Source organism: Streptomyces sp. NPDC001594 (genome assembly GCF_042893675.1).
Lineage (GTDB): Bacteria > Actinomycetota > Actinomycetes > Streptomycetales > Streptomycetaceae > Streptomyces.
Map to the genome: position 1 here is coordinate 149,213 of NZ_JBIAVB010000003.1, position 24,852 is coordinate 174,064.

22 protein-coding genes, 1 tRNA gene and 1 pseudogene are annotated in these 24,852 nt (G+C 71.3%); 15 read left to right on the forward strand and 9 right to left on the reverse strand.

Translation table 11 applies throughout. The features are described 5' to 3' along the window. The first annotated feature begins 1 nt into the window (after position 1). Positions 2-2,653: an ATP-dependent RNA helicase gene (locus ACFY0O_RS06980; protein ID WP_388943734.1), complete on the forward strand. Its 2,652-nt coding sequence runs from the start codon at positions 2-4 to the stop codon at positions 2,651-2,653. On the opposite strand, the gene ACFY0O_RS06985 is transcribed toward ACFY0O_RS06980, so the two are convergent. The 3 genes from ACFY0O_RS06985 to ACFY0O_RS06995 form a co-directional block, all read right to left on the reverse strand. Beyond that, on the reverse strand, positions 2,640-3,617 hold the full coding sequence (locus tag ACFY0O_RS06985; protein ID WP_388943737.1) for a DUF3068 domain-containing protein: 978 nt from the start codon (positions 3,615-3,617) through the stop codon (positions 2,640-2,642). The genes ACFY0O_RS06980 and ACFY0O_RS06985 overlap by 14 nt on opposite strands. Before the next feature lie 12 nt (positions 3,618-3,629). Continuing rightward, positions 3,630-3,773 carry an SPW_0924 family protein gene (locus tag ACFY0O_RS06990; RefSeq protein ID WP_358893189.1) on the reverse strand — a complete coding sequence of 48 codons (144 nt, stop codon included), beginning with the start codon at positions 3,771-3,773 and terminating at the stop codon, positions 3,630-3,632. Positions 3,774-3,863: 90 nt separating this feature from the next. Then, entirely contained in the window at positions 3,864-5,069 is a 1,206-nt protein-coding gene (locus tag ACFY0O_RS06995; protein WP_388943740.1) for a lytic murein transglycosylase, read from the reverse strand. 155 nt (positions 5,070-5,224) lie between these two features. Here ACFY0O_RS06995 and ACFY0O_RS07000 point away from each other — a divergent pair, with 155 nt between their 5' ends. Continuing rightward, positions 5,225-6,082 carry a DUF4184 family protein gene (locus ACFY0O_RS07000; RefSeq protein ID WP_388943742.1) on the forward strand — a complete coding sequence of 286 codons (858 nt, stop codon included), beginning with the start codon at positions 5,225-5,227 and terminating at the stop codon, positions 6,080-6,082. Between the two features lie 95 nt (positions 6,083-6,177). On the opposite strand, the gene polA is transcribed toward ACFY0O_RS07000, so the two are convergent. After that, the gene (gene polA / locus ACFY0O_RS07005) at positions 6,178-8,898 is read right to left on the reverse strand and encodes a DNA polymerase I (protein ID WP_388943744.1); all 2,721 of its coding nucleotides are present in this window, start codon (positions 8,896-8,898) and stop codon (positions 6,178-6,180) included. Positions 8,899-9,001: 103 nt separating this feature from the next. Here polA and ACFY0O_RS07010 point away from each other — a divergent pair, with 103 nt between their 5' ends. The 8 genes from ACFY0O_RS07010 to ACFY0O_RS07045 all read left to right on the forward strand — a co-directional run bounded on the left by ACFY0O_RS07010 (position 9,002) and on the right by ACFY0O_RS07045 (position 18,609). Then, positions 9,002-11,272 (forward strand): FdhF/YdeP family oxidoreductase, encoded by a 2,271-nt coding sequence (locus ACFY0O_RS07010; protein ID WP_388943747.1) that lies wholly within the window; start codon positions 9,002-9,004, stop codon positions 11,270-11,272. A 48-nt stretch (positions 11,273-11,320) separates the two neighbouring features. Further along, on the forward strand, positions 11,321-11,785 hold the full coding sequence (locus tag ACFY0O_RS07015; RefSeq protein WP_388943749.1) for a PaaI family thioesterase: 465 nt from the start codon (positions 11,321-11,323) through the stop codon (positions 11,783-11,785). Between the two features lie 142 nt (positions 11,786-11,927). Next, positions 11,928-12,581, forward strand: a complete 654-nt coding sequence (locus tag ACFY0O_RS07020) for a Tat pathway signal sequence domain protein (protein WP_388943751.1) — start codon at positions 11,928-11,930, stop codon at positions 12,579-12,581. A 299-nt stretch (positions 12,582-12,880) separates the two neighbouring features. Continuing rightward, complete coding sequence (locus tag ACFY0O_RS07025; RefSeq protein WP_388943753.1) at positions 12,881-14,113, forward strand: branched-chain amino acid ABC transporter substrate-binding protein; 1,233 nt, start codon at positions 12,881-12,883, stop codon at positions 14,111-14,113. A gap of 101 nt (positions 14,114-14,214) precedes the next feature. Next, positions 14,215-15,144, forward strand: coding sequence for a branched-chain amino acid ABC transporter permease (locus ACFY0O_RS07030; protein ID WP_388943756.1), 930 nt, complete (start codon positions 14,215-14,217; stop codon positions 15,142-15,144). Continuing rightward, a complete protein-coding gene (locus tag ACFY0O_RS07035; protein ID WP_388943759.1) occupies positions 15,141-16,964 on the forward strand; it encodes a branched-chain amino acid ABC transporter permease in 1,824 nt (607 codons plus the stop codon). The genes ACFY0O_RS07030 and ACFY0O_RS07035 overlap by 4 nt, the downstream gene beginning before the upstream one ends. Before the next feature lie 2 nt (positions 16,965-16,966). Next, positions 16,967-17,896: an ABC transporter ATP-binding protein gene (locus tag ACFY0O_RS07040; protein ID WP_388943761.1), complete on the forward strand. Its 930-nt coding sequence runs from the start codon at positions 16,967-16,969 to the stop codon at positions 17,894-17,896. Further along, entirely contained in the window at positions 17,893-18,609 is a 717-nt protein-coding gene (locus tag ACFY0O_RS07045; RefSeq protein ID WP_079425826.1) for an ABC transporter ATP-binding protein, read from the forward strand. The genes ACFY0O_RS07040 and ACFY0O_RS07045 overlap by 4 nt, the downstream gene beginning before the upstream one ends. Before the next feature lie 70 nt (positions 18,610-18,679). On the opposite strand, the gene ACFY0O_RS07050 is transcribed toward ACFY0O_RS07045, so the two are convergent. After that, positions 18,680-19,336, reverse strand: a complete 657-nt coding sequence (locus tag ACFY0O_RS07050; RefSeq protein ID WP_079425828.1) for an ANTAR domain-containing response regulator — start codon at positions 19,334-19,336, stop codon at positions 18,680-18,682. 99 nt (positions 19,337-19,435) lie between these two features. Here ACFY0O_RS07050 and ACFY0O_RS07055 point away from each other — a divergent pair. Both ACFY0O_RS07055 and ACFY0O_RS07060 read left to right on the forward strand, forming a co-directional pair. Beyond that, positions 19,436-19,510 (forward strand) — tRNA-Leu (locus ACFY0O_RS07055). Positions 19,511-19,620: 110 nt separating this feature from the next. Continuing rightward, a complete protein-coding gene (locus ACFY0O_RS07060; protein WP_388943765.1) occupies positions 19,621-20,367 on the forward strand; it encodes a transcriptional regulator in 747 nt (248 codons plus the stop codon). On the opposite strand, the gene ACFY0O_RS07065 is transcribed toward ACFY0O_RS07060, so the two are convergent. From ACFY0O_RS07065 to ACFY0O_RS07080, 4 genes and pseudogenes are all read right to left on the reverse strand, one after another. After that, positions 20,336-20,851, reverse strand: coding sequence for a GNAT family N-acetyltransferase (locus ACFY0O_RS07065; RefSeq protein ID WP_388944512.1), 516 nt, complete (start codon positions 20,849-20,851; stop codon positions 20,336-20,338). The genes ACFY0O_RS07060 and ACFY0O_RS07065 overlap by 32 nt on opposite strands. Further along, on the reverse strand, positions 20,848-21,738 hold the full coding sequence (locus tag ACFY0O_RS07070) for an MFS transporter (protein WP_388944515.1): 891 nt from the start codon (positions 21,736-21,738) through the stop codon (positions 20,848-20,850). Before ACFY0O_RS07070 ends, ACFY0O_RS07065 begins: the two co-directional genes overlap by 4 nt. Positions 21,739-21,772: 34 nt before the next feature. After that, a pseudogene (locus tag ACFY0O_RS07075) lies at positions 21,773-21,982 on the reverse strand (MFS transporter); the annotation flags it as partial. 123 nt (positions 21,983-22,105) lie between these two features. Continuing rightward, the gene (locus ACFY0O_RS07080; RefSeq protein ID WP_388943767.1) at positions 22,106-22,543 is read right to left on the reverse strand and encodes an Rrf2 family transcriptional regulator; all 438 of its coding nucleotides are present in this window, start codon (positions 22,541-22,543) and stop codon (positions 22,106-22,108) included. Between the two features lie 102 nt (positions 22,544-22,645). Here ACFY0O_RS07080 and ACFY0O_RS07085 point away from each other — a divergent pair, with 102 nt between their 5' ends. The 3 genes from ACFY0O_RS07085 (at position 22,646) to ACFY0O_RS07095 (ending at position 24,835) form a co-directional block, all read left to right on the forward strand. Beyond that, complete coding sequence (locus ACFY0O_RS07085) at positions 22,646-23,311, forward strand: MerR family transcriptional regulator (protein ID WP_388943772.1); 666 nt, start codon at positions 22,646-22,648, stop codon at positions 23,309-23,311. Positions 23,312-23,349: 38 nt separating this feature from the next. Further along, positions 23,350-23,601 carry an EF-hand domain-containing protein gene (locus ACFY0O_RS07090; RefSeq protein ID WP_079431655.1) on the forward strand — a complete coding sequence of 84 codons (252 nt, stop codon included), beginning with the start codon at positions 23,350-23,352 and terminating at the stop codon, positions 23,599-23,601. 133 nt (positions 23,602-23,734) lie between these two features. Continuing rightward, a complete protein-coding gene (locus tag ACFY0O_RS07095; protein WP_388943774.1) occupies positions 23,735-24,835 on the forward strand; it encodes a serine hydrolase domain-containing protein in 1,101 nt (366 codons plus the stop codon). The last annotated feature ends 17 nt before the right edge of the window (positions 24,836-24,852 follow it).

Sequence of the window (24,852 nt, forward strand, 5' to 3'; positions counted from 1 at the left end):
CTTGACCCCCGCGCTCCGCCGCTCCGCCCTCGACGCCCTCCCCGTGCGGGAGGCCGTGCCCGCCCTCGTCTCCGCCCTGGACGGCCACGGCGCGGCCGTGCTGTGCGCCCCGCCCGGCACCGGCAAGACCACGCTGGTCCCGCTGGTGCTGGCCGGGCTGGTGGGCGGGGGCCCGCGGGGCCGGGTGGTCGTCGCCGAGCCCCGGCGGATCGCCGCCCGGGCCGCGGCCCGGCGCATGGCCTGGCTGCTGGGCGGGGCCGTCGGGGACTCGGTGGGCTTCACGGTGCGCGGGGAGCGGCTCGCGGGCCCTTCCACCGTGGTCGAGGTGGTGACCACCGGGGTGCTGCTCCAGCGGCTGCAGCGCGACCAGGAGCTGGCCGGCGTGGACGTGGTGGTCCTGGACGAGTGCCACGAGCGGCACCTGGACGCCGACACGGTGGCCGCCTTCCTGCTGGACGTGCGCGAGACCCTGCGGCCGGAGCTGCGCCTGGTCGCGGCCTCGGCGACGACGGACGCGGCGGGCTGGTCCCGGCTGCTGGGGGACGCGCCGGTGGTGGAGGCGGCCGGGGTCTCGTACCCGGTGGAGACGGTGTGGGCGCCGCCGGCCCGGCCGGTGCGGCCCCCACACGGGATGCGGGTGGACCCGGCGCAGCTGGCGCACGTGGCCTCCGTGGTGCGGCGGGCCCTGGAGGAACGTTCCGGCGATGTGCTGTGCTTCCTGCCCGGCGTGGGCGAGATCGCCCGGGTGGCGGGGCAGCTGGGTGGGGTGGACGCGGAGGTGCTCCAGGTCCACGGGCGGGCCCCGGCGGCCGTGCAGGACGCGGCGCTGACGGCGTCGGCGCACCGGCGGGTGATCCTCGCGACGGCGGTCGCGGAGTCGAGCCTGACGGTGCCGGGCGTACGGGTGGTCGTGGACTCGGGGCTGGCGCGCGAGCCGCGGGTGGACCACGCGCGGGGGCTGGGCGCGCTGGCGACCGTACGGGCCTCCCGTGCGGCGGGCCGCCAGCGGGCGGGGCGGGCCGGGCGGGAGGCGCCGGGCGTGGTGTACCGGTGCTGGGAGCGGGCGGAGGACGGGCGGCTCCCGGTCTTCCCCTCCCCCGAGATCCGGATCGCGGACCTGGCGCAGTTCGCGCTCCAGGCCGCCTGCTGGGGCGACCCGGACGCGTCGGGGCTCGCGCTGCTGGACGCGCCGCCGGCCGGGGCGATGGCCGCGGCCCGGGAGGTGCTGTCGGCCGTCGGCGCGGTGGACGCGGCCGGGCGGCCGACGCCGCGGGGGCTGCGGATGGCCCGGCTGGGGCTGCACCCGCGGCTGGGCCGGGCCCTGCTGGACGGCTCCGCCCTGCTCGGTGCCCGGCGGGCGGCGGAGGTGGTGGCGCTGCTGAGCGAGGAGGCTCCGCTGGGGTACGGGGACGACCTGGCCGCCGCCTGGCGGTCGGCCCGTCGGGGCGGCGACGCGTACGCGTCCCGCTGGCGGGCGGAGACGGGCCGCCTGGAGCGCGCGCTGGGCTCCGCCGGACCTGCGGGCACCGCTGCGCGGGGCTCTTCCCCCACCCCGCCCCTGCCCGAAACCGGGGGCGAGCCCCCGACCCCCTCCCGGGACTCCGCCCCGCACCCCACTCCTCGAACGCCGGAGGGGCTGGATTTTGGTGCGGGCCGTCTCGAAACGCCTGGCGGTGACGACCACGCCGCCGGGCTGGTCGCGGCCCTGGCGTTCCCCGAGCGGGTGGCGAAGGCCAGGGGGGCGGGGGCGTTCCTCATGGCCTCCGGGACCGGGGCCGAGGTCGCGGACGGGTCCTCGCTGCGGCCGGCGGACTGGCTCGCCGTCGCCGTCGCCGACCGGGCCCCGCACTCCGCGTCGGCCCGCGTGCGCATGGCCGCCGTCCTCGACGAGGACACCGCCCGGGCCGCCGCCGCGCACCTGCTCGCCTCCGGCGAGGAGGTGCGCTGGGAGGACGGGGACGTCGTCGCCCGGGCCGTCGAGCGGCTCGGGGCCATCGGGCTGGTGGAACGCCCGCTGCGGGACCCCGACCCGGCGCTCGTGCGGGCCGCCCTGCTGGACGGGCTGGGCGCCGAGGGCCTCGGCCTGCTGCGCTGGAGCGCCGACGCCCTCGCGCTCCGCGCCCGCCTCGGCTTCCTGCACCGCACGCTCGGCCGCGCCTGGCCGGACGTGGCGGACGACGCGGCGCTGGTGGAGCGGGCCGACGACTGGCTGGAGCCCGAGCTGTCGCGGGCCCGCCGCCGGGCCGACCTCGGCCGGATCGACGCCGGCCAGGCCCTGCAGCGGCTGCTGCCCTGGGCCACCGGCGAGGCGGCCCGGCTGGACGAGCTGGCCCCCGAACGGATCGAGGTGCCCAGCGGTTCCCGCATCCGGGTGGACTACTCGGCCGAGCAGCCGGTGCTGGCCGTGAAGCTCCAGGAGCTGTTCGGGCTGGCCGAGACGCCGAGGGTGGCGGGGGTCCCCGTACTCGTGCACCTGCTCTCGCCCGCCGGGCGCCCCGCCGCCGTCACCGCCGACCTCGCCTCCTTCTGGCGGGGCGGCTACCGCGCCGTCCGCGCCGAGCTGCGCGGACGCTACCCGAAGCACCCGTGGCCGGAGGACCCGGCGACGGCCGAGCCCACCCGCCACACCAACGCCCGGCTCAGGGGCCGCTGACCGGGACGCCCGGGGCCCGGCGGCCCCGGGCCTCCAGCCAGAGGGCGGCCGCGAGGAGGGCGAGGCCGGCGAGGGCGAGGCCGGCCGGGGCGTACGTGTGCAGCGCGAGGACCTTCGTACGGTTGGCGGCGACCAGGTCGCGGGTGTACTGGGCGTAGTCCTCGCGCATCGCCACGTGCCCGGCGAAGGCGGTCAGCCGGCCCTCGGGGGCGCTCGCCGCGATGCCGCCGCGCATCTCCTGCTGGATGTCCTGCTCGGCGTTGACGGGCGCGCCGGTCACCGGATCGACCCAGAAGCGGGCCTTGACCGTGTACCAGAGGGTGGTTCCGGTGGTCTGCTCGATGGTCGCCGGGTCGATGCCCTCGATCGGCATCTTCTTCGGCATGGGGACCTTGGTCCAGGGGACGGTCTGCTCGAAGTAGTAGACGTCCATGCCCCGGTAGGTGCGCGGTCCGACGTAGTGGATGGGCGAGGAGGTCCTCGTCTGGGCGTCGAAGTAGAGGTAGTCGCGCGGCTCGGTGAAGAAGGGCCACTTGAACTCGATGCCCTCGCGCTTGACGGGGTCGCCGTCGACCGTCTCGCCGGTGGCGTGCACCGGGTCCTGGGTGTGGGCGTCGAAGATGTAGCGCTCGGGGATCTGCGAGACCATCTTGCCGTCCGGGCCCGCGATGTAGGTCAGGGTGTCCCAGACGACGACGTCCTTGCCCGCGTCGGCCTCGATCTGCCTGGACGCCTCGACGTTGCCCTTGAGGGTCTGGACGATGGTGACCTTGTCGACCTTCTTGGGCTGCATCCCGCCCGTGTAGTCGAGGAGGGTGGCGTCCTTGGCCTCCAGGACGACCGCCTGGTACTGGTTCGCCGGGATCTTGGCCAGGCGGGGGTACGCGTACCAGCGCAGCAGTGGTGCGAGGGCTGCGCAGAACACCGCGAAGGCAAGCAGGACGAGGCTCGCTCTGCGTCGCACGGCCGGACCTCCTTACTCCTGTCCGGGCGCGGGGGGCGCGGTGGTGAGCAGGGGCTTGGGCGAGGTCCTGCCTTCGGGCGCCCCGAACGCCGTGACGGCGAGGACGAGGGCCAGCGCGGCGGCCAGCCCGACGGCGGCGGCGACGAGTGCGCGCACGGCGGGGCCTCCCTGGATCTGATGGGTCGTCAGGGAGGCGTACCGTAGCAACGCGGGGGTCAGATGAGAACCGTCGGGCGGCCCCGCGCGCTAGCCGGCGGCGGGGGTGGGCTTCGGGGAGGCGGACGGGGCGGCCGTGGGCGTGGCGGCGCCGGTCGGCTTCGGGGAGGCCGAGGGGCTCGGGGTCGCGCTCGGCTTCGGCGTGGGGGTCGGGGTGGAACTCGGCTTCGGGGTCGGGGTCGGGGTCGGCGTCGGCGTCGGGGTCGGCGTGGGGGTGGGCTTCGGGGTCGGGGTCGGCGTCGGCGTGGGGGTGGGCGTCGGCGTGGGGGTCGGCTTCGGGCTCGGCGTCGGGGTGGGGGTGGGGGTCGGCGACGGCGTCGGCTTCGGCTTCGGCTTCGGCTTCGGGGTCGTCGGGGTGCCCGGGAGCGGGAGCGGGGTGCCGCTGCCGTCGGGGATCTCGTGCGCCCCCTGGAGGTAGTACGCGTACCAGGACCGCACCGTCCGCAGGTACTCCGCCGACTGGTTGTACGAGAGCACCGCCCGGTCCAGGCCGCCGCCGGTCCTCAGGTCACGGCTGCCCGCGCACAGGTAGCGGCTGGCCGCCAGCGCCGCGTCGTAGACGTTGTTGGGGTCGCGCCGGCCGTCTCCGTTGCCGTCCTGGCCCCAGGCCGCCCACGTGGAGGGGATGAACTGCATCGGGCCGACGGCCCGGTCGTAGCGGGCGTCGCCGTCGTAGGCCCCGCCGTCGGTGTCGGAGATGTCCGCGAAGCCGTTGCCGTTCAGCACCGGCCCCAGGATCGGCCGCAGGGTGGTCCCGTTCGCGTCGACCCGGCCGCCGCCGGCCTGCCCGGACTCGACCTTGCCGATCGCCGCGAGCAGCTGCCAGCGCAGCCCGCACCCGGGGTCGCTCTCGCCCACCCGCTGCTCGGCCCGCCGGTAGGCGGCGAGCACGCTCGCCGGTATGCCCTGCGCCCCCTCCCCCGCCGGCTGCACCGCGGCCGGTGCGGACGCGGGGTCGGACGGGGCGGCGGGGGCCGTCGCCCCGCCGTCCGGCAGGAGCGCGGCCGGCGGCGCGGGGCTGTCCAGCGGAGGGAGTTCCGTGAAGTACGAGGAGTCCCCGCCCGCGCCCGACGCGGCGGCGGGCGGTTGCGCGCCGCCCTCCCCGGCGGCCGCGATCCCTTCCGGGCCCGCTACGGCCGGCCCCTGGGAGGCCGTCATCGCGGCGGCCACCAGCGCCGATACCAGTACCGCGGCCGCGCCCCGGCGCAGACCGCGTCCGCATATTCGTGCCGACATGAGCAGGACCCTCCCCTGGACGTCCGAACGTCCGCGTGACCCTACGTCAACTCCCTGCACACGGCACGCAATGTGGTCCCGACATTCACCACATCCCCACGAGCCTGCGCAGTTCACGCATACTGTCCCGACACCGGCAACCTCAGGGAGGCTCCGTGCCGTTCACTCTCAGCCACGCGGCCGCCGTACTTCCGGCCATCCGCCGCACCGGACGGGCGCGGGGCCCGCTGGTCGCCTCGGCGCTGGTGCTGGGGTCGTTCGCGCCGGACACCCTCTTCTTCGCGGACTCGCTCGTCGGCGGCCTCATGCACTACGGCGAGTTCACCCACTCGCTCCTCGGGGTGATCACCGCGGACGCCGTCCTCACCGCCGCCCTCGCCGCGTGCTGGCTGCTGCTGCGCGAGCCGCTGCTCGCCCTGCTGCCGGGCTCCTGGCGGAGCCGGGTCCACGCCCTGGTCCGCGGCGAGAGCTGGCGCGGCCGACCGGCCGCCGCGCTCGTGCTGCGCTTCTACCTGTCGGCGGTCGCCGGGTCGCTCACCCACGTGGTGTGGGACAGCTTCACCCACGGGGACCGCTGGGGGACGGACGCGCTGCCGCGGCTCACCCGGCCCCTCGCCCTCGGCCTGCCCGCGTACACCTTCCTCCAGTACGGCACCTCCGCGGTGGCCGCGTGCGCCCTGCTCTGGTTCACGGTGAGCGCCCTGCGCCGCGCGCCGGTGCGCCCGGTGCCGCCGTCGGTGCCGGTGCTCGGCCGGGCGGAGCGGTGGTGGGCGCTGCTCCTGGTCGCCGCCTGCACGGCGATCGGTACCGCCCTGAGGCTGATCCGCTTCTTCGCCGCCCACCCGCGGATCCGCACCCCCCTCGACATCATCCCGACGCTCTGCTTCGGAGCCGGCGGCGGACTCGTGGTCGGCCTCCTGCTGTACGGGGCCCTGGTACGGGCCCGCCACCGCCGCGACCGGGACCCCCACCGCCCGGACCGGGAAACGCGGACGCCCGTCCCCGCCGCATAGGCGGGGACGGGCCCGCGGCCGTCCCATCAGTGTCAGGCCGTCTCTTCCGGATCTCGCCTGACCCGCGCCGCCCGGCAAGATCCGGAAGAGACGGCCTAGTGCGCGGCGGACTCCCAGTCGCCGCCCACGCCCACGGACACGTCCAGCGGGGCCCGCAGCTCGACGGCCGCGCCCATCTCGCGGCGCACCAGCTCCTCGACCCGCTCCCGCTCGCCGGGGGCGATCTCCAGGACGATTTCGTCATGGACCTGGAGCAGCATCCGCGAGGCCAGCCCGGCCTCGGCCAGGGCCTTGTCCACGCGCAGCATCGCGACCTTGACGATGTCGGCGGCGGTGCCCTGGATCGGGGCGTTCAGCGCCATCCGCTCGGCGGCCTCGCGGCGCTGGCGGTTGTCGCTGTTGAGGTCGGGCAGGTAGCGGCGACGGCCGAAGACGGTGGCCGTGTAACCGGTGGCCCGGGCCTCGTCGACCACCCGCTGGAGGTAGTCGCGGACCCCGCCGAACCGCTCGAAGTACGTCTCCATCAGACCGCGCGCCTCGGCCGGCTCGATGTTCAGCTGCTGGGAGAGGCCGAAGGCGGACAGCCCGTACGCCAGACCGTAGGACATGGCCTTGATCTTGCGGCGCATCTCGGCGTCGACCTGGTCGCGCTCGACGGAGAACACCTGGGAGGCGACGGTGGTGTGCAGGTCCTCACCGGAGGTGAACGCCTCCAGCAGGCCCTCGTCCTCGGAGAGGTGCGCCATGACGCGCAGCTCGATCTGGCTGTAGTCGGCGGTCATGAGGGATTCGAAGCCCTCGCCGACGACGAACCCCCGGCGGATGGCCCGGCCCTCGTCGGTGCGCACCGGCACGTTCTGCAGGTTGGGGTCGGTGGAGGACAGGCGGCCGGTCGCGGCGACGGTCTGGCTGAAGCTGGTGTGCACCCGGCCGTCGGCGCCGATCGTCTTGACGAGGCCCTCGACGGTGACGCGCAGCTTGGCCTGCTCCCGGTGGCGGAGCATGATCACCGGCAGTTCGTGGTCGGTCTGCGTGGCCAGCCAGGCCAGCGCGTCCGCGTCCGTGGTGTAGCCGGTCTTGGTCTTCTTCGTCTTCGGCAGGTCCAGCTCGCCGAAGAACACCTCCTGGAGCTGCTTGGGCGAGCCGAGGTTGAACTCGTGCCCGACCGCCGCGTGCGCCTCCTTCACCGCCTGCTGCACGGCTCCGGCGAACTGCTGCTCCATCGCCTCCAGGTGGTCGCGGTCGGCGGCGATGCCCGCCCGCTCCATCCGGGCCAGCAGCTCCGAGGTGGGCAGCTCCATGTCGTGGAGCAGCTCCGTGGCGCCGACCTCCTCCAGCTTGCCGGTGAAGGCCTCCCCGAGGTCCAGGACGGCGCGGGCCTGCGCCATCAGGGCCTCCGCCTCGGCGGTCTCGTCGGCGCCGAAGGCCAGCTGGCCGTCGGCGGCGGCAGGCTGGAGCTCACGGTGCAGGTACTCGTTGGACAGCACGTCCAGCGCGAAGGAGCGACGGCCCGGCTTGACCAGGTAGGCGGCGAGCGCGGTGTCCATGGTGACGCCGGCCAGGCTCCAGCCGTGCTCGGGGAAGACCCGCATCAGGCCCTTGGCGTTGTGCACCACCTTGGGGCGCGCCGGGTCGGCGGCCCAGGCCGCGAAGGCCTGCTCATCGGCCTCGTCCAGCACGGACGGCTCGAACCAGGCGGCGGCCCCGCCGGCCGCGGCCAGCGCGACCTCGCTGACATTCCCCTGGCCCAGCGCCCAGCTGTCCACGGTGGAGATGCCCAGCGGCCCGCCCGCGTGGGCGGCCAGCCACGGCGCCAGCTCGCCCGCGCCGATCACGGTCGCGTCCAGCTCCACGCCGGGGGCCGGAACCGGGGCCTCCTCCTGCGCGGCGCCCGGGTCCACGGCCAGCAGCCGCTCGCGCAGCGAGGCGTTGCGGATCTCCAGCACGTCCAGCACGCCCGTGACCGCGGAACGGTCGTAGGGGGCGCGGGCCAGGTCGGCCGGGCTCTTGGGCAGCTCCACGTCCTTGACCATCTCGGTCAGGACCCGGTTGAGCTTCACGGCCTCCAGGTGGTCGCGGAAGTTCTGCCCGGCCTTGCCCTTGACCTCCTCCGCCCGCTCCACCAGCTCCGCGAACGAACCGAACTGGTTGATCCACTTCGCCGCGGTCTTCTCGCCGACGCCCGGGATGCCGGGCAGGTTGTCCGACGGGTCACCGCGCAGCGCCGCGAAGTCCGGGTACTGCTGCGGGGTGAGCCCGTACTTCTCCTCGACCTTCTCCGGCGTGAACCGGGTCAGCTCCGAGACGCCCTTCGTCGGGTACAGCACCGTCGTGTGCTCGGAGACCAGCTGGAAGGAGTCCCGGTCACCGGTGACGATCAGCACCTCGAACCCGAGGGCCTCGGCCTGCGTCGCCAGCGTCGCGATCACGTCGTCGGCCTCGAAGCCGTCGACCGCGAACCGCGGCACCTTCATCGCGTCCAGGAGCTCGCCGATCAGCTCCACCTGCCCCTTGAACTCGTCAGGGGTCTTGGAACGGTTCGCCTTGTACTCGGGGAACTCCGTCGAACGCCACGTCTTGCGCGAGACGTCGAACGCCACCGCGAAATGCGTGGGCGCCTCGTCGCGCAGCGTGTTCGCCAGCATCGACGCGAAGCCGTAGATGGCGTTGGTCGGCTGGCCCGTCGCCGTCGTGAAATTCTCCGCGGGCAGCGCGAAGAACGCCCGGTACGCCAGGGAGTGCCCGTCCATGAGCATCAGGCGGGGGCGGTCCGCTGCGGTCGTCTGGTCGGTCTTCTTCGATGCTGTCTCTGCCACGCCCCCGATCCTAGGCGCCCCCACCGACAAATCCGCCGTCGGCGATGTCGGCGGAGCGTGACAGGATCGGGGTGGACGAGAAAACTGCTCGAAGGGGAGCGCCATGGCCACCAAGCCGCCCGCAGGTGATCCGGTACAGGACGCGCCGCACGTCGGACCCCCTGCGCACGCCGCGGCCGGCCTGCCCGCCATCGGCCACACCCTCAAGATCGCGAACGAGCAGATGGGCCCGGTCCGCACCGCCCGGACCCTCCTCAAGGTCAACCAGAAGAACGGCTTCGACTGCCCGGGCTGCGCCTGGCCCGAGGGCGACAAGCGGCACACCGCCGAATTCTGCGAGAACGGCGCCAAGGCCGTCGCCGAAGAGGCCACCCTGCGCCGCGTCACCCCCGCCTTCTTCGCCGAGCACCCCATCGCCGAACTCGCCGGACGCTCCGGCTACTGGCTCGGCCAGCAGGGCCGCATCACCCACCCCGTGTACCTGCCCGAGGGCGGCGACCGCTACGAGGCCGTCAGCTGGAAGCGGGCCTTCGAGATCATCGCCGAGGAGCTGAAGGCCCTCTCCTCCCCCGACGAGGCCGTCTTCTACACCTCCGGCCGCACCAGCAACGAGGCCGCGTTCCTCTTCCAGCTCTTCGCCCGCGAGTTCGGCACCAACAACCTGCCCGACTGCTCCAACATGTGCCACGAGTCCTCCGGCTCCGCGCTCAACGAGACCATCGGCATCGGCAAGGGCAGCGTCTCCCTCGAAGACCTCCACCAGGCCGACCTGATCATCGTCGCCGGGCAGAACCCGGGCACCAACCACCCGCGCATGCTCTCCGCCCTGGAACAGGCCAAGAAGGCCGGCGCGAAGATCATCTCGGTGAACCCGCTCCCCGAAGCCGGCATGGAGCGGTTCAAGAACCCCCAGACCCCCCTCGGCATGGTCAAGGGCACCCCCCTCAACGACCTCTTCCTCCAGATCCGCATCGGCGGCGACCAGGCCCTCTTCCGCCTCCTCAACAAGCTCGTCATCGAAACCGACGGCGCCCTCGACGAGGCCTTCATCCGCGAGCACACCCACGGCTACGAAGAGCTCGCCGCCGCCGCCAAGGACGCCGACTGGGACGAGACCCTCAAGGCCACCGGCCTGACCCGCCCCGAGATCGAACGCGCCCTCGCGATGATCCTCGCCTCGAAGCGCACCATCGTCTGCTGGGCCATGGGCCTCACCCAGCACAAGCACGCCGTCGCCACCATCCGCGAGGTCGTCAACCTCCTCCTGCTCCGCGGCGACATCGGCCGCCCCGGCGCCGGCGTCTGCCCCGTCCGCGGCCACTCCAACGTCCAGGGCGACCGCACCATGGGCATCTTCGAACGCCCCGCGCCCGCCTTCCTCGACGCCCTCGACCGCGAGTTCTCCATCACCTCGCCCCGCGCCCACGGCTACGACGTCGTGCGCGCCATCGAGGCGCTGCGCGACGGCAAGGCCAAGGTCTTCTTCGCCATGGGCGGCAACTTCGTCGGCGCCACCCCCGACACCGACGTCACCGAGGCCGCCATGCGGAACGCCTCCCTGACCGTCCACGTCTCCACCAAGCTCAACCGCTCCCACGCGGTGACCGGCCGGCGCGCCCTGATCCTGCCCACCCTCGGCCGCACCGACAAGGACGTCCAGGCCGGCGGCAAGCAGTTCGTCACCGTCGAGGACTCCATGGGCATGGTCCACGCCTCCCGCGGCAACCTCGCCCCCGCCTCCCCCCACCTGCTCTCCGAGCCCGCCATCGTCGCCCGCATGGCCCGCGCCGTCCTCGGCACCGCCTCGAAGACCCCCTGGGAGGACTTCGAAGCCGACTACGCCGCCATCCGCGACCGCATCGCCCGCGTCGTCCCCGGCTTCGAGGACTTCAACGCCCGCGCCGCCCGCCCCGGCGGCTTCCGGCTCCCCCACGCCCCCCGCGACGAGCGCCGCTTCCCCACCAAGACCGGCAAGGCCAACTTCACCGCCGCCCCCGTCGAATACCCCGAGGTCCCCGCCGGCCGGCTGCTCCTGCAGACCCTGCGCAGCCACGACCAGTACAACACCACCATCTACGGCCTCGACGACCGCTACCGCGGCATCACCGGCGGCCGCCGCGTGGTCATGGTCCACCCCGACGACGCCGCCGAGCTCGGCCTCGCCGACGGCTCCTACACCGACCTCGTCAGCGAGTGGAAGGACGGCGTCGAGCGCCGCGCCCCCGGCTTCCGCGTCGTCCACTACCCCACCGCCCGCGGCTGCGCCGCCGCCTACTACCCCGAGACGAACGTCCTGGTCCCCCTGGACTCCACGGCCGACACCAGCAACACCCCCGCCAGCAAGTCCGTCGTCGTGCGCTTCGAACCGGCCTGATAGAACCGGACCAGAAGGTTAACGATCGTTGACGAACGGAGCAGGCCCATGGCCGACGAGCAGCAGCACGCCGTGAAGTTCCCCCAGGAAGTCCTCGACGAGTACGCGGCCCTGGGCATAGACCTGCCCGCCCTGTTCTCCGCCGGCGCCCTCGGCGAGCGGATGGAGATCAGGATCCTGGAGGCCTCCGCCGACCGCGTCGTCGCCACCATGCCCGTCAAGGGCAACACCCAGCCCTACGGGCTGCTGCACGGCGGCGCCTCCGCCGTCCTCGCCGAGACCCTCGGCTCGGTCGGCGCCATGCTGCACGGCGGAAGCAGGAAGATCGCCGTCGGCGTCGACCTCAACTGCACCCACCACCGGGGCGCGCGCGACGGCGTCGTCACCGGCACCGCCACCCCCGTCCACCGCGGCCGCTCCACCGCCACCTACGAGATCGTCATCACCGACGAACAGGACCGCCGCGTCTGCACCGCCCGCCTCACCTGCCTCCTGCGCGACACGGAGTCCTGACCCCCGCTTCCACGGACGTCACGCAGCCTTAACAACCGGCCCGAGACGGCCCGTTGTGCAGCCACCGGCGCCGGTCTAGCGTTCCCGACATGGGAACCGGACCGGCGCCGCGGCGCTTCACGCCCACCCCCGGCGGCCCCCGGTGAGCGGCGGGGGCGCCGGCGGGGGCATAGGCCCCCTGGAGCCGGGCGAGGGCACCTGGGACGGCGAGGGCTCGCGCACGGAGCCCCGTACGCCCCTGCCACCCGGCTGGACCGGCCGCCCGCGCGCCTTCTACGCCCGCCACCGCCGCGTCGTCCTCACGGTCGCCTCGGCCGCCGTCCTGGCCGCCGCCGCCTTCCGGATCTACACCACCCGCCCCGAGCCGCCGGTGGTGCTGCCGCCGTCCGCGCCCTCCCAGACCCTCTCGCTGGCCTACGGGCAGCCGGTGGAGCCGGCGCCCGACGGGGCCGCCTTCGCGTTCACTGTCCGTGTGCGGACCTCGTCCGGACCGCCGGTCACCGTGGAGCGGATCGGGCAGCCCTCGCCGGCCCTCGGCGTCACGATCAAGCCACGCCTCCCGGCCGCGGTCGCCGCCGGAGAAGAACGAGAGCTCCTCGTGCTGATCCAGACAAAAGACTGCGTGCATGTAGCACGGAATTCCGGACTCCCATTCCTGGAAGTAACCCTCAGTAATGGAATCCAGAAAGAGGATCACAGTTACATCCCCGGTGACCGATATGCCAGGGATCTTTCCGTGGCACTGACCAGGGCATGTCCCGAAGACCGAGACGAGCCCACCCCGAGCCCGTCATGACCAAAAACCCCTAGAGTCCTGGCGTGTCAGGAGCCAAACCGGCACATGCTCCTGCCGCATCTCAGCATCCGGACAAGACGAACCGGCCTGAATTCCCCCGTTCCACCCGCACACATCCGCTATGTATTACGCCGTGGCATAACAAGAGAGTCACATCATTGGCCTCAGCCCTCCATATCCCCCGATGAGCCGCCTAGAGTCACGGCCAGTTACCGCGACCGCCGGATTTCCTCAGTTCGGTTCCCCGCGTTCTACTCGACGCGTCCCACGGGGGACGCGGCGCCAGGAAAGGACTGCTTGTGCGCTCTCGTCAGCTCATCGCCGTGACCGCCGCCCTCGCCGCGGGCGCTCTCACCCTCACCGCCTGCGGCTCGCGCAACGACAACGGCGGAGCCAGCGGCGACAGTGGCAACACCACGGTCACCATCGCCGTCGACGCCCCGCTGACGGGCGACCTCTCCGCCCTCGGCCTCGGCATCAAGAACTCCGCCGAGCTCGCCGTCAAGCAGGCCAACGAGAAGAAGTACGTCAAGGGCGTCACCTTCAAGTTCACGGCCCTCGACGACCAGGCCCAGGCCACCTCCGGCCAGCAGAACGCCACCAAGCTCGTCGCCGACAAGGACGTCCTCGGCGTGGTCGGCCCGCTGAACTCCTCGGTGTCCGAGTCGATGCAGAAGGTCTTCGACGACGCCAAGCTCACCCAGATCTCCCCGGCCAACACCAGCCCCTCCCTGACCCAGGGCCCCAAGTGGGCCGAGGGCCAGAAGACCCGCACCTACAAGAGCTACTTCCGCACCGCGACCACGGACGCCATCCAGGGCCCCTTCGCCGCGCAGTACCTCTTCAACAAGGCGGGCAAGAAGAAGGTCTTCATCATCGACGACAAGAAGACCTACGGCGCCGGCCTCGCCGGAACCTTCAAGGGCGAGTTCACCAAGCTCGGCGGCCAGATCGCCGGCGAGGGCCACATCGACCCCGACTCCAAGGACTTCTCGGCCGTCGTCACCCAGGTCAAGTCCTCCGGCGCCGACGTCGTCTACTACGGCGGCGAGTACCCCGCGGCCGGCCCGCTCAGCAAGCAGATCAAGGCCGCCGGCGCCAACATCCCGCTCGTCGGCGGCGACGGCATCAAGGACAAGAAGTACGTCGAGCTCGCCGGCCCCGGCGGCCAGGGCGACCTGTGCACCTCCGTCGGTGCCCCCGTCGAGACCCTGCCCTCCGCCAAGGAGTTCATCGACAACTACAAGAAGGCCGGCTACAAGGACGACTACTCCGCCTACGGCGGCTACTCCTACGACTCCGCCTGGGCCATCATCGAGGGCGTCAAGAAGGTCGTGGACGCCAACAACGGCAAGCTCCCGTCCGACGCCCGCGCCAAGGTCCTCGAAGCCGTCCAGGGCGTCTCCTTCGACGGCGTGACCGGCAAGGTCTCCTTCGACGAGTTCGGCGACGCCACCAACAAGCAGCTGACCGTCTACAAGGTCGACGGCGACGACTTCAAGTCCGTCGAGTCCGGCACCCTCGCCGGCTGACCCTCCGCCAGTCCCCTGCACAACCCCTCACTTGCCGCGCGGGGCGCGAACCAAGCGCCCCGCGCGGTGTCACATCCGTCGAAAGACTCGGAGGACCTGCGGTGCACGAACTGCCGCAACAGCTGGTCAACGGCCTGCTACTGGGATCCATGTACGGGCTCGTCGCCATCGGCTACACGATGGTCTATGGCATCGTCCAGCTCATCAACTTCGCGCATGGCGAGATCTTCATGACCGGCGGCTTCGGAGCCCTCACCGTCTGGCTGATGCTCCCCACCGGCACCACCATGTGGATCGCGCTGCCGCTCATGCTCATAGGCGCGGTCATCGTCGCCACCCTCATAGCCGTCGGCGCCGAACGCTTCGCCTACCGGCCCCTGCGCAGCGCACCCCGCCTCGCACCGCTCATCACCGCCATCGGCCTCTCCATCGTCCTCCAGCAGGCGGTATGGGCCTGGTACCCCGACGCGAAGTCCTCCGTCAAGTTCCCCGAAATCCCCGGCGGCCCCTTCCACATCGGCAGCATCACCATCCAGACCGGTGACCTCTTCCTCGTCATCGCCGCCCCCGTCTCCATGGCCTTCCTCGGCTTCTTCGTCAAGAAGACCCGCACCGGCCGCGGCATGCAGGCCACCGCCCAGGACCCCGACACCGCGAAGCTCATGGGCATCAACACCGACCGCATCATCACGATCGCGTTCGCCCTCGGCGCCACCTTCGCCGCCGTCGGAGCCGTCGCCTACGGCCTCAAGTACGGCGAAGTCCAGTACCGCATGGGCTTCATCCTCGGCCTCAAGGCCTTCACCGCAGCCGTCCTCGGCGGCATCGGAAACATCTACGGCGCCATGGTCGGCGGCCTCGTCCTCGGCCTCGCCGAAACCCTGACCACCGCCTACATCGCCGACGTCCCCGGCATGCACCAGCTCGGCGGCCAGTCCTGGGGCAACACCTGGGCGTTCGTACTCCTCATCCTCGTACTCCTCTTCCGGCCCCAGGGCCTGATGGGTGAGCGCGTGGCGGACAGGGCGTGAGAACCATGACGACCATCACCGCGGACACCGCACAGACCACCGCAGCCGACACCGGCTTCATCGCCATCCCCGAGAAGACGGCCCGCCTCCTCGCCACCGCCGGCGGCCTCCTCACCGTCATCTCCTGCTTCCTGTCCTGGACCTGGACCCGCGAATTCCCCGGAGACCTCACCGTCTACGGCTACCCCGGCGGCCTCCAGTGGCTCGTCCTCGTCGGCGGCGCACTCACCGCCCTCTTCGGACTCGCCTCCTACGGCATCAAGGGCCTCGGATGGCTCGTCCCGGCAGGCGCCGACGCCGCCATCAAGCTCGCCGCCCTCGCCGCCTTCACCACCGCCTGGTTCACCATCATCATGATCACCGCCGAACTCGGCGGCATCGTCAACCTCGAACCCGGCGGCTACATCGTCGCCCTCACCAGCCTCGCCACCCTCCTCGGCGCCCTCGCCCTGCCCTTCAAGCGCCCCACGCTCGAACAGGCCGACCCCGACGACGGCGCCTGGGACACCTTCAAGCACAACGCGGGCAACGTCGCCACCACCATCAAGGCCGGCTTCGCCGCCCGCACCCCCGCCCCCGCCCGCGCCCTCCCCGGCTGGGCCGAGATCCTGGTCATCGCCGCCGTACTCGCCTTCGCCCTCGGCGTCTTCACCTACGGCATCACCACCCCCTACCAGGAACTCTTCATGGGCTTCCTGATCGCCGCCGGCTTCGGCTTCGGCGCCCTCAACAAGAGCGGCCTCGTCGCCCGCTTCACCGCCCTCACCGCCAAGCACCGCAACGTCGCCCTCATCGGCGCCTTCGTCGCGGCCATGGCCTTCCCCCTCACCCAGACCGACGACCAGTACGCCACCGTCGGCGTCAACATCCTCATCTTCGCCACCGTCGCCCTCGGCCTGAACATCGTCGTCGGCCTCACCGGCCTCCTCGACCTCGGCTACGTCGCCTTCCTCGGCGTCGGCGCCTACACCGCCGCCCTGGTCTCCGGTGCCCCCAACTCCCCCTTCGGAGTCCAGTTCCCCTTCTGGGCCGCCATCATCATCGGCGCCGTCGCCTCCATGGTCTTCGGCGTCCTCATCGGCGCCCCCACCCTCCGCCTGCGCGGCGACTACCTCGCCATCGTGACGCTCGGCTTCGGTGAGATCTTCCGCATCACCATGAACAACTTCGACGGCGTCTCCGGCCCCAACGTCACCAACGGGTCCAAGGGCATCTCGAACATCCCCAACGTCGACCTCTTCGGCTTCGACTTCGGCGCCAGCCACACCATCGCCGGCTTCACCATCGGCCGCTTCGCCAACTACTTCCTGCTGCTCCTCCTGGTCACCCTCATCGTGGTCATGGTCTTCCGCCGCAGCGCCGAATCCCGCATCGGCCGCGCCTGGGTCGCCATCCGCGAAGACGAGACCGCCGCCGAAGCCATGGGCATCAACGGCTTCCGCGTCAAGCTCATCGCCTTCGCCCTCGGCGCCACCCTCGCCGGCCTCGCCGGCGCCGTACAGGCCCACGTCCAGTACACGGTCACCCCCGACCAGTACCAGTTCGCCAACTCCCTCCCCCCGAACTCCGCGTTCCTGCTCGCCGCGGTCGTCCTCGGCGGCATGGGAACCATCTCCGGACCCCTCGTCGGCGGATCCCTCCTCTTCCTGATCCCCAACAAGCTCCAGTTCCTGGGCGACTACCAGCTCCTCGTCTTCGGCGTCGCACTCGTCATCCTCATGCGCCTGCGCCCCGAAGGCCTCATCCCCAACCGCCGCAACCAGCTCGAGCTCCACAAGGACCTCGAAGCGCCGGCAGTCCTCAGCAAGGCAGGGGCCTGACCATGACGACGACCACCACCGAAACGGTCCTCGACGCCCGCGGCGTCACCATGCGCTTCGGCGGCCTCACCGCCGTCAAGAACGTGGACCTCACCGTCAACAGCGGCGAGATCGTCGGCCTCATCGGCCCCAACGGCGCCGGCAAGACCACCTTCTTCAACTGCCTCACCGGGCTCTACATCCCCACCGAAGGCGAAGTCCGCTACAAGGGCACCGTCCTGCCCCCCAAGTCCTTCAAGGTCACCGCGGCCGGCATCGCCCGCACCTTCCAGAACATCCGTCTCTTCAACAACATGACGGTCCTGGAAAACGTCCTCGTCGGACGCCACACCCGCACCAAGGAAGGCCTCTGGTCGGCCCTCCTCCGGCTCCCCGGCTTCCACAAGGAAGAAGCCGCCAGCCGCGAGAAGGCCATGGAACTGCTCGAGTTCATCGGCCTCGACCACAAGGCCGAACACCTCGCCCGCAACCTCCCCTACGGCGAACAGCGCAAGCTCGAAATCGCCCGCGCCCTCGCCAGCGACCCCGGCCTCATCCTCCTCGACGAGCCCACCGCCGGCATGAACCCCCAGGAGACCCGGGCCGCCGAAGAACTCATCTTCGCCATCCGGGACAAGGGCATCGCCGTCCTCGTCATCGAGCACGACATGCGCTTCATCTTCAACCTCTGCGACCGCGTCGCCTGCCTCGTCCAGGGCGAAAAGCTCATCGAAGGCACCGCCACCGAAGTCCAGAGCGACGAACGCGTCGTCGCCGCCTACCTCGGCGAACCCTTCGAAGGCGCCCCCGGCGCCGACGAGGTCGCCGAAGTCGAGGCCGCCGAAGCCCACGCCGAGGAAGCCCACACCGAGGAAGCCCCCGAAGCACAGGCAGAGGCCCCCGCCGAGGACAGCACCACCAGCACCACCAGCACGGACGGAGAGGCCAAGTGACCGCACTCCTGGAGGTCGAAGACCTCCGCGTCGCCTACGGCAAGATCGAAGCCGTCAAGGGCATCTCCTTCACCGTCGAAGAAGGCCAGATCGTCACCCTCATCGGGACGAACGGCGCCGGCAAGACGACCACCCTGCGCACCCTCTCCGGACTGATCAAGCCCAAGGGCGGCCAGATCAAGTTCCAGGGCAAGTCCCTCAAGAAGGTCCCCGCACACGACATCGTCTCGCTCGGCCTCGCCCACTCCCCCGAGGGCCGGCACATCTTCCCCCGCATGAGCATCGAGGACAACCTCCTCCTCGGCGCCTTCCTCCGCAGCGACAAGGAAGGCATCCAGAAGGACGTCCAGCGCGCCTACGACCTCTTCCCCATCCTGGGAGAACGCCGCAAGCAGGCCGCCGGCACCCTCTCCGGCGGCGAACAGCAGATGCTCGCCATGGGCCGCGCGCTCATGTCCCAGCCCAAGCTGCTCATGCTGGACGAGCCCTCCATGGGCCTCTCCCCGCTGATGATGCAGAAGATCATGGCGACCATCGCGGAGCTCAAGGCGTCGGGCACCACCATCCTGCTCGTCGAGCAGAACGCCCAGGCCGCGCTCTCCCTCGCCGACCAGGGTCACGTCATGGAGATCGGCAAGATCGTCCTGACCGGCCCGGGCCGTGAGCTCCTCGTCAACGAGGACGTCCGCAAGGCGTACCTCGGCGAGGACTGACCCCGCCGCCCCGAAACCCGTGCGGCCCGCCTCCCCTCGGGGGGAGACGGGCCGCACGCGTGTTCCCGGGCTACTTCCCGGCGGCGTTCTGCTTCTTCTCCTCGGCGTCCTCGATGACCGCCTCGGCGACCTGCTGCATCGACATGCGGCGGTCCATCGACGTCTTCTGGATCCACCGGAACGCGGCCGGCTCGGTGAGCCCGTACTGCGTCTGCAGGATGCTCTTCGCCCGGTCCACCAGCTTCCGGGTCTCCAGGCGCGCGGAAAGGTCCGCGACCTCCTTCTCCAGCGCCTTCAGCTCCGCGAACCGGGACACGGCCATCTCGATGGCCGGCACCACGTCGCTCTTGCTGAACGGCTTCACCAGGTACGCCATGGCCCCGGCGTCCCGCGCCCGCTCGACGAGCTCGCGCTGCGAGAAGGCGGTGAGCATGAGGACCGGGGCGATGGACTCGCCCGCGATCTTCTCGGCGGCGGAGATCCCGTCGAGGACGGGCATCTTCACGTCGAGGATGACCAGGTCGGGGCGGTGCTCACGCGCCAGCTCGATGGCCGTCTGCCCGTCGCCGGCCTCGCCGACCACGGAGTAGCCCTCCTCTTCGAGCATCTCTTTGAGGTCGAGACGGATGAGCGCCTCGTCCTCGGCGATGACGACGCGGGTCGTCAGCGGCGGAACGTGCGACTGGTCGGCGTCGGGCGTGGGCGTCGACTCGTGCTCGGCGGTCACGGGGGCTCCTCTTTGCGGGGCATAACAAGCTCCCCCGAGCCTACCCACCTGCGGTAAGGTGGACCCGCAGCGGGTCGGGCTACACCTTCGATTCCGCGGGCCCCGGTAGCCCAATTGGCAGCAGGCAGTGGATTCAAAACCCACACAGTGTCGGTTCGAGTCCGACCCGGGGCACTTTTCCTTTCTTTCCAAGGTCACGCGATATCAGCGTGACCTTCACCCGTTTTAGGGATGCCCACACAAATGCACCACCTGGGCGAAATGCGTGGGCCAATGTCGATCACATGTACGACATCGCCACACGTAAGCACGCCCTGGCTCTGCTCGGCGACGGGCGCAGCCTGAACTCCGTCAGCAAGGAAACCGGGATATCCAGGGCGGCTATCCGCTCCTGGCTAATCCGCATCGAACCGCTTCCCCGCCTCAACCAGTCAGCGCCCTGTTCGGGCCCTGCCGACGAGACGGCCTACGCATACCTGCTCGGTCTCTATCTGGGTGACGGCTGCATCAGCGATCATCCAAGGGGCGGACACCAGCTCCGCATCGCCTGCGACAACGGTTGGCCCGGCCTCATCGAGCAGTGCCGCGCCGCCATCCTGGCCGTGCGGCCTACGGACAAGGTCTACGTGCTGCAGCGTGAAGGCTGCGTTGCCGTCACCAGCTATGGGCGCCACTGGACGTGCCTGTTCCCGCAGCACGCACCCGGAAGGAAGCACGAACGCCGTATCGCCCTCGAACCCTGGCAGCAGGAGATCGTGGACGCCCACCCCTGGGAGTTCATCCGGGGGCTGATTCACTCCGACGGATGCCGGATCACCAACTGGACCGTTCGGAACGGGAAGCGGTACGAGTACCCCCGGTACTTCTTCACCAACAAGTCGGATGACATCCGGAAGCTCTGCACCGACACCCTTGCCAAGGTCGGGGTCCAGTGGACCATCTTGGCGCGGGGTAGCGACCCCCTGAACGTGTCCATCGCCCGGAAGGAATCCGTCGCCCTCATGGACGCCCACGTCGGGCCGAAGTACTGACGTCCAGGGCGTACACGGTGCAGGGGCGGTCCAGGACCGTGTCCTCGCGGAGGGGGGTGAAGCCGAGGCGGCGGGCGACGGCGGTCGAGGCCGTGTTGCCGTGGTGGATCATGGCGGTGATCCGGTCGAGGGCCAGGGGGCCGAAGCCCCAGGCGAGGACGGCTCGGGCCGCTTCCGTCGCGTAGCCGTGGCCCCAGTGGGGGCGGGCGAAGGTCCAGCCGATTTCGGTTTCGTCGAACTGTTCCCACCAGTTGAGGCCGCAGCGGCCGATGGCCTCGCCGGTGTCGCGGAGTTCGACGGCGCAGAGGCCGTGGCCGCGTTCGGTCCATTGGCGCTGTATGGCGTGGAGGCGGGTGGCGGCCTGGTCCTGGGTGTAGGTGCCTACGTAGCGGGCGACGTCGTGGTCGGCGTGGAGGTGGACCCACCAGTCGGTGTCGTCGGTGGTGAGGGGGCGCAGGCGGAGGCGGTCGGTAGTGATGATCATCGGGGTTCGGTTTCCTTGCGGCGGTGGATGGTCGTGTGGGCGGCTTCTGCCGTGCCGAGGCTCAGTATGAGGAGGGTCGCGCCGAGGGGGCCGAGCCAGTGGGGGCCGTGCCAGGTGAGGGCGGCTTGGCCGGCGAGGGGTGCGGTGGCGACGCCTGTGTAGACGGCTGCGGAGGCGAGGCCGGTGAGGAGGGGTGCGGCGGTGGGGCGGGTGGTGATGAGGCGGTGGGTCTGGGGGGCGAGGAGTCCCCAGCCGCAGGCGCCCCAGACGAGGAGGGCGGCGAGGGTGGTGGGGAGGTGGGCGCTGGTCCAGGGGAGGAGGGCGAAGTTGATCGCGGCGAGGGTGAGGGCGGTGTTGATGATGCGGCGGCTGCCGTAGCGGTCGGTGAGGGGGCCTGAGGTGAGGGTGCCGGCGGTGGCGGCGATGCCCCAGGTGAGGAGGAGGGTGGCGAGGGTGGTGCCGTTGTGGTGGGTGGCGCGGTCGAGGGCGGGGTCGATGAAGGAGTAGACGGTGTAGAGGCCGGTGTAGGCGAGGAGGGTGGTGAGGAGGGTGAGGCCGGTGCGGTGGTCGGTGAGTGGGGTGAGGCGGGTGCGGAGGGGGATGGCGGGTGGGGTGGGAAGGGTGGGGAGGGAGAGGGCGGTGCCTGTGGCGGCGAGGAGGCCGAGGGTGGTGACGAAGAGCATGGTGGTGCGCCAGTTGTCGGTGAGGCTGGCGAGGGCGGTGCCGAGGGGTGAGCCGAGGGCGGTGGCGGCGCTGAGGCCGGTCATGACGGTGGCGATGGCGCGGCCGCGGCGTTGGGGTGGGGCGAGTGCGGTGGCTGCTGCTACGGCGGCGGGGGTGATCATGGCGCCGCCGAGGCCGGCGAGGGCGCGGGCGGCGAGGGCGATGGTGAAGTGGGGGGGTGTAGGCGGTGAGGAGGTTGCCGGTGGTGAAGAGGGTGAAGCCGGTGAGGAAGAGGGTGCGGCGGGGCCAGTGGGTGGTGAGGGTGGCCATGACGGGGCCGAGGAGGGCGTAGGTGAGGGCGTAGGCGGTGAGGAGCCAGCTTGCGGTGGTGAGGGGGACGTGGAGGGTTCGGGCTGCGTCGGGGAGGATGCCGGCGATGACGAAGCTGTCGGTGCCTATGGCGAACATGGCGGTGGCGAGGGTGAGGAGGGGGCGTTGGTGCACGGGTGGGTGGCTCCGGTAGGTCGTTGATGTAACTGGTTTGGTTACGATGGTGGGCGGAAGAAGGGCCGACCCTGGGGGTCGGCCGTGTCAGGTCGGGGTGGCGACGGTGTCGCGGAGGACGTCGGCGATGGTGATGGTGGCGAGTTCGCGTTTCATCGCTTCTTCCGCGCGGTCGTAGGTCTCGCGGAGGACGGGTGGGATGCCGGCGCCGATGGGGCATTTCTGGTTGGGGGTGGCGGCGTGGAGTGCGAGGAGGGGGTCGGGTTCCACGGCGAGGTAGACGTCCCTGAGGGTGATCTCGTGCGGGGGGCGGGTCAGGAGCCAGCCGGCGCCGACTCCGCGTCGTGATTGGACGAGGCCGGCGTCGCGGAGGTGGCCGAGGGTGCGGCGGATGACGACGGGGTTGGTGTTGACGCTGTCGGCGATCTGGTCGGAGGTGACGATGCCGTCGGGGCGTTGGGGGCAGACGAGGGCCATCCAGGTGAGGGTGTGGGTGGCCACGGTCATGCGGCTGTTCGCGCTCATCGGCCTCTCCTGTCGCCGTCCGTGTTGCAACTGATTCTGTTACGACATCGGCCGCAAGTCTAGCCTTGAGTCTCCAGTGGGTGGAGACCTCAGGGTGGGGGCATGGACGGCGCGGCGGAGTGGTTTTCGATCGGGGAGCTGGCCCGGAGGTCGGGGCTGGCGGTGCGGACCATCCGGTTCTATTCCGATGAGGGGATCGTCGTGCCGGCCGGTCGTAGTGGTGCCGGGTACCGGTTGTACGACGTCGGGGCGCTGGTGCGTCTGGAGCTGGTGCGGACGTTGCGGGAGCTGGGGGTGGATCTGCCCAGTGTGCGGCGGGTGCTGGATCGGGAGTTGTCGGTGGCTGAGGTGGCTGCCGTGCATGCCGATGCGGTGGAGGCTCAGATCCGGGTGTTGCGGTTGCGTCGGGCGGTGTTGCGGTTGGTGGCCGAGCGCGGGTCCAGTGATGAGGAGGTTCGGTTGATGCACGAGGTGACGCGGTTGTCGGCGCGGGAGCGGCGGCGGTTGGTGGACCGGTTGGTGGAGGGGGTGGAGGAGTCGGTGGCGGCGATGGTGCGGGTGGCTGCGCCGGATCTGCCGGAGGATCCGTCGGCGGAGCAGGTGGCGGCGTGGGTGGAGTTGGTGGGGTTGATGGGTGATGCGGGGTTCGGTGAGGTGTTCCGGGCGGGGCCCGGGGTGGAGGGGCCGGTGGATCCTCGGGTGGAGCGGTACTGGCGGTTGGTGTGGGCGGTGAACGGGTGGGAGGTCGTGCCGGGGTGGGTGCCCTAGGTTGGGGGCGACCGGAGATCGTATGAAGGGGTGCCTCGGTGAGCGAGAAGGCTCGGAAGTTGTTCGACGCGTTGGATCTGAACCATGACGGTGAGCTGACGCGGCTGGAGGTGATTTCGGCCCTGCGGTCGAAGGGGCCGACGCTGGCGGCGCGGGGGGATCTGCCGTTCTGGGGTCTGGGGGACGCGGACGCGTCGTCGGCGTTGTTCGACGCGGCGGACAAGAACGGTGATCAGGTGTTGAGCTTCGAGGAGTTCGAGGCGGAGGTGGACCGGCGGTTCGGCTGGTAAGGGGGGTTTGCCCCACCTGGGGTCGGGTGGGTAGCGGGATGCCGTCGGGGGCCGGTTCCCGGTGATCGTTGGGTGTGGCACGTAGTGGTGCCGGTTCGGCGATTTCCGGGGAGGGTCCATGGGTGGGCGGCGGATGGTGGCTGCGGTGGCGGTCGGGGTGCTGGCGCTGGGGGTGGCGGCGCAGCCGGTGGCGTTCGCGGCCGGTCGGCCGGATTCCGTTCAACGGGGTCTGGACGGGCTGGTGCGGGAGGGCGGGGTGCCCGGGGCGCTGGCGACCGTGACGGACGGGGACGGCCGGTCGCGGACGTATACCGCCGGGGTCGGTGACGTGGCCACGGGTGCGGGGGTGCCGCGGGACGGGCAGGTGCGGATCGGGAGCAATACGAAGGTGTTCACGTCCGTGGTGCTGCTGCAACTGGTGGGCGAGGGGCGGCTCGGGCTGGACGACAAGGTGGAGGAGCACCTGCCGGGGGTGGTGCGCGGGGACGGTTTCGACGGTCGGCGGATCACGGTGCGGCAGTTGCTCCAGCACACGAGTGGTATCCCGGACTACGAGGCGGAGGTCGGGGAGGCGATCGAGCGGGGGCGGTACATGGCGCCGCGGGAGGTTTTGGAGATCGCGTTCCGGCATCCGGCCACGTCGACGGACGGGAAGACGTTCCACTACAGCAACACGAACTACGTGCTGGCCGGTCTGATCGTGGAGAAGGTGGCGAAGCGGCCGCTGGCGGCGGAGATCGACCGTCGGGTGGTGCGGCGGTTGGGGTTGCGGCACACGTATTTCCCGGCGCCGCGTGATCTGACGATCCGGGAGGCGCATCCGCAGGCGTATCACCAGGATGTCGTGGGCGGGCCGTTGCGGAAGGTGACGGAGATCGATCCGTCGGCGGCGTGGGCGGCGGGTCAGATGGTGTCGACGAACTCGGACATGAACCGGTTCTTCTCGGCGTTGCTGGGGGGTCGTCTGTTGCGGGAGGAGCAGTTGCGGGCGATGCGGACGACGGTGCCGGTGGTCGAGGGGTCGGAGGTGGGGTACGGGCTGGGGCTGATCCGGCGGCCGTTGTCGTGCGGTGGGGTGTATTGGGGGCACGGGGGTGACATCACGGGGTTCGAGACCCGGGGTGGGGTGGGGCCGGACGGGCGGGCGGTGAGTGTCGCGGTGACGACGGATCCGGCGGACTACAAGGTCACGGAGCGGCTGGAGGGGCTGGTGGACGAGGCTCTGTGCCGTTGAGGTGAGGGCCGGGCGCA

What these genes read in the sequence shown, in the direction of transcription:
- ACFY0O_RS07085 (WP_388943772.1), top strand. Translation starts at nt 22,646, where the DNA reads ATGGACGGCGCGGCGGAGTGGTTTTCGATCGGGGAGCTGGCCCGGAGG.
- ACFY0O_RS07010 (WP_388943747.1), top strand. Translation starts at nt 9,002, where the DNA reads ATGGCCACCAAGCCGCCCGCAGGTGATCCGGTACAGGACGCGCCGCAC.
- ACFY0O_RS07015 (WP_388943749.1), top strand. Translation starts at nt 11,321, where the DNA reads ATGGCCGACGAGCAGCAGCACGCCGTGAAGTTCCCCCAGGAAGTCCTC.
- ACFY0O_RS06995 (WP_388943740.1), bottom strand. Translation starts at nt 5,069, where the DNA reads ATGTCGGCACGAATATGCGGACGCGGTCTGCGCCGGGGCGCGGCCGCG.
- ACFY0O_RS07095 (WP_388943774.1), top strand. Translation starts at nt 23,735, where the DNA reads ATGGTGGCTGCGGTGGCGGTCGGGGTGCTGGCGCTGGGGGTGGCGGCG.
- ACFY0O_RS07040 (WP_388943761.1), top strand. Translation starts at nt 16,967, where the DNA reads ATGACGACGACCACCACCGAAACGGTCCTCGACGCCCGCGGCGTCACC.
- ACFY0O_RS07065 (WP_388944512.1), bottom strand. Translation starts at nt 20,851, where the DNA reads ATGATCATCACTACCGACCGCCTCCGCCTGCGCCCCCTCACCACCGAC.
- ACFY0O_RS07080 (WP_388943767.1), bottom strand. Translation starts at nt 22,543, where the DNA reads ATGAGCGCGAACAGCCGCATGACCGTGGCCACCCACACCCTCACCTGG.
- ACFY0O_RS07060 (WP_388943765.1), top strand. Translation starts at nt 19,621, where the DNA reads ATGTACGACATCGCCACACGTAAGCACGCCCTGGCTCTGCTCGGCGAC.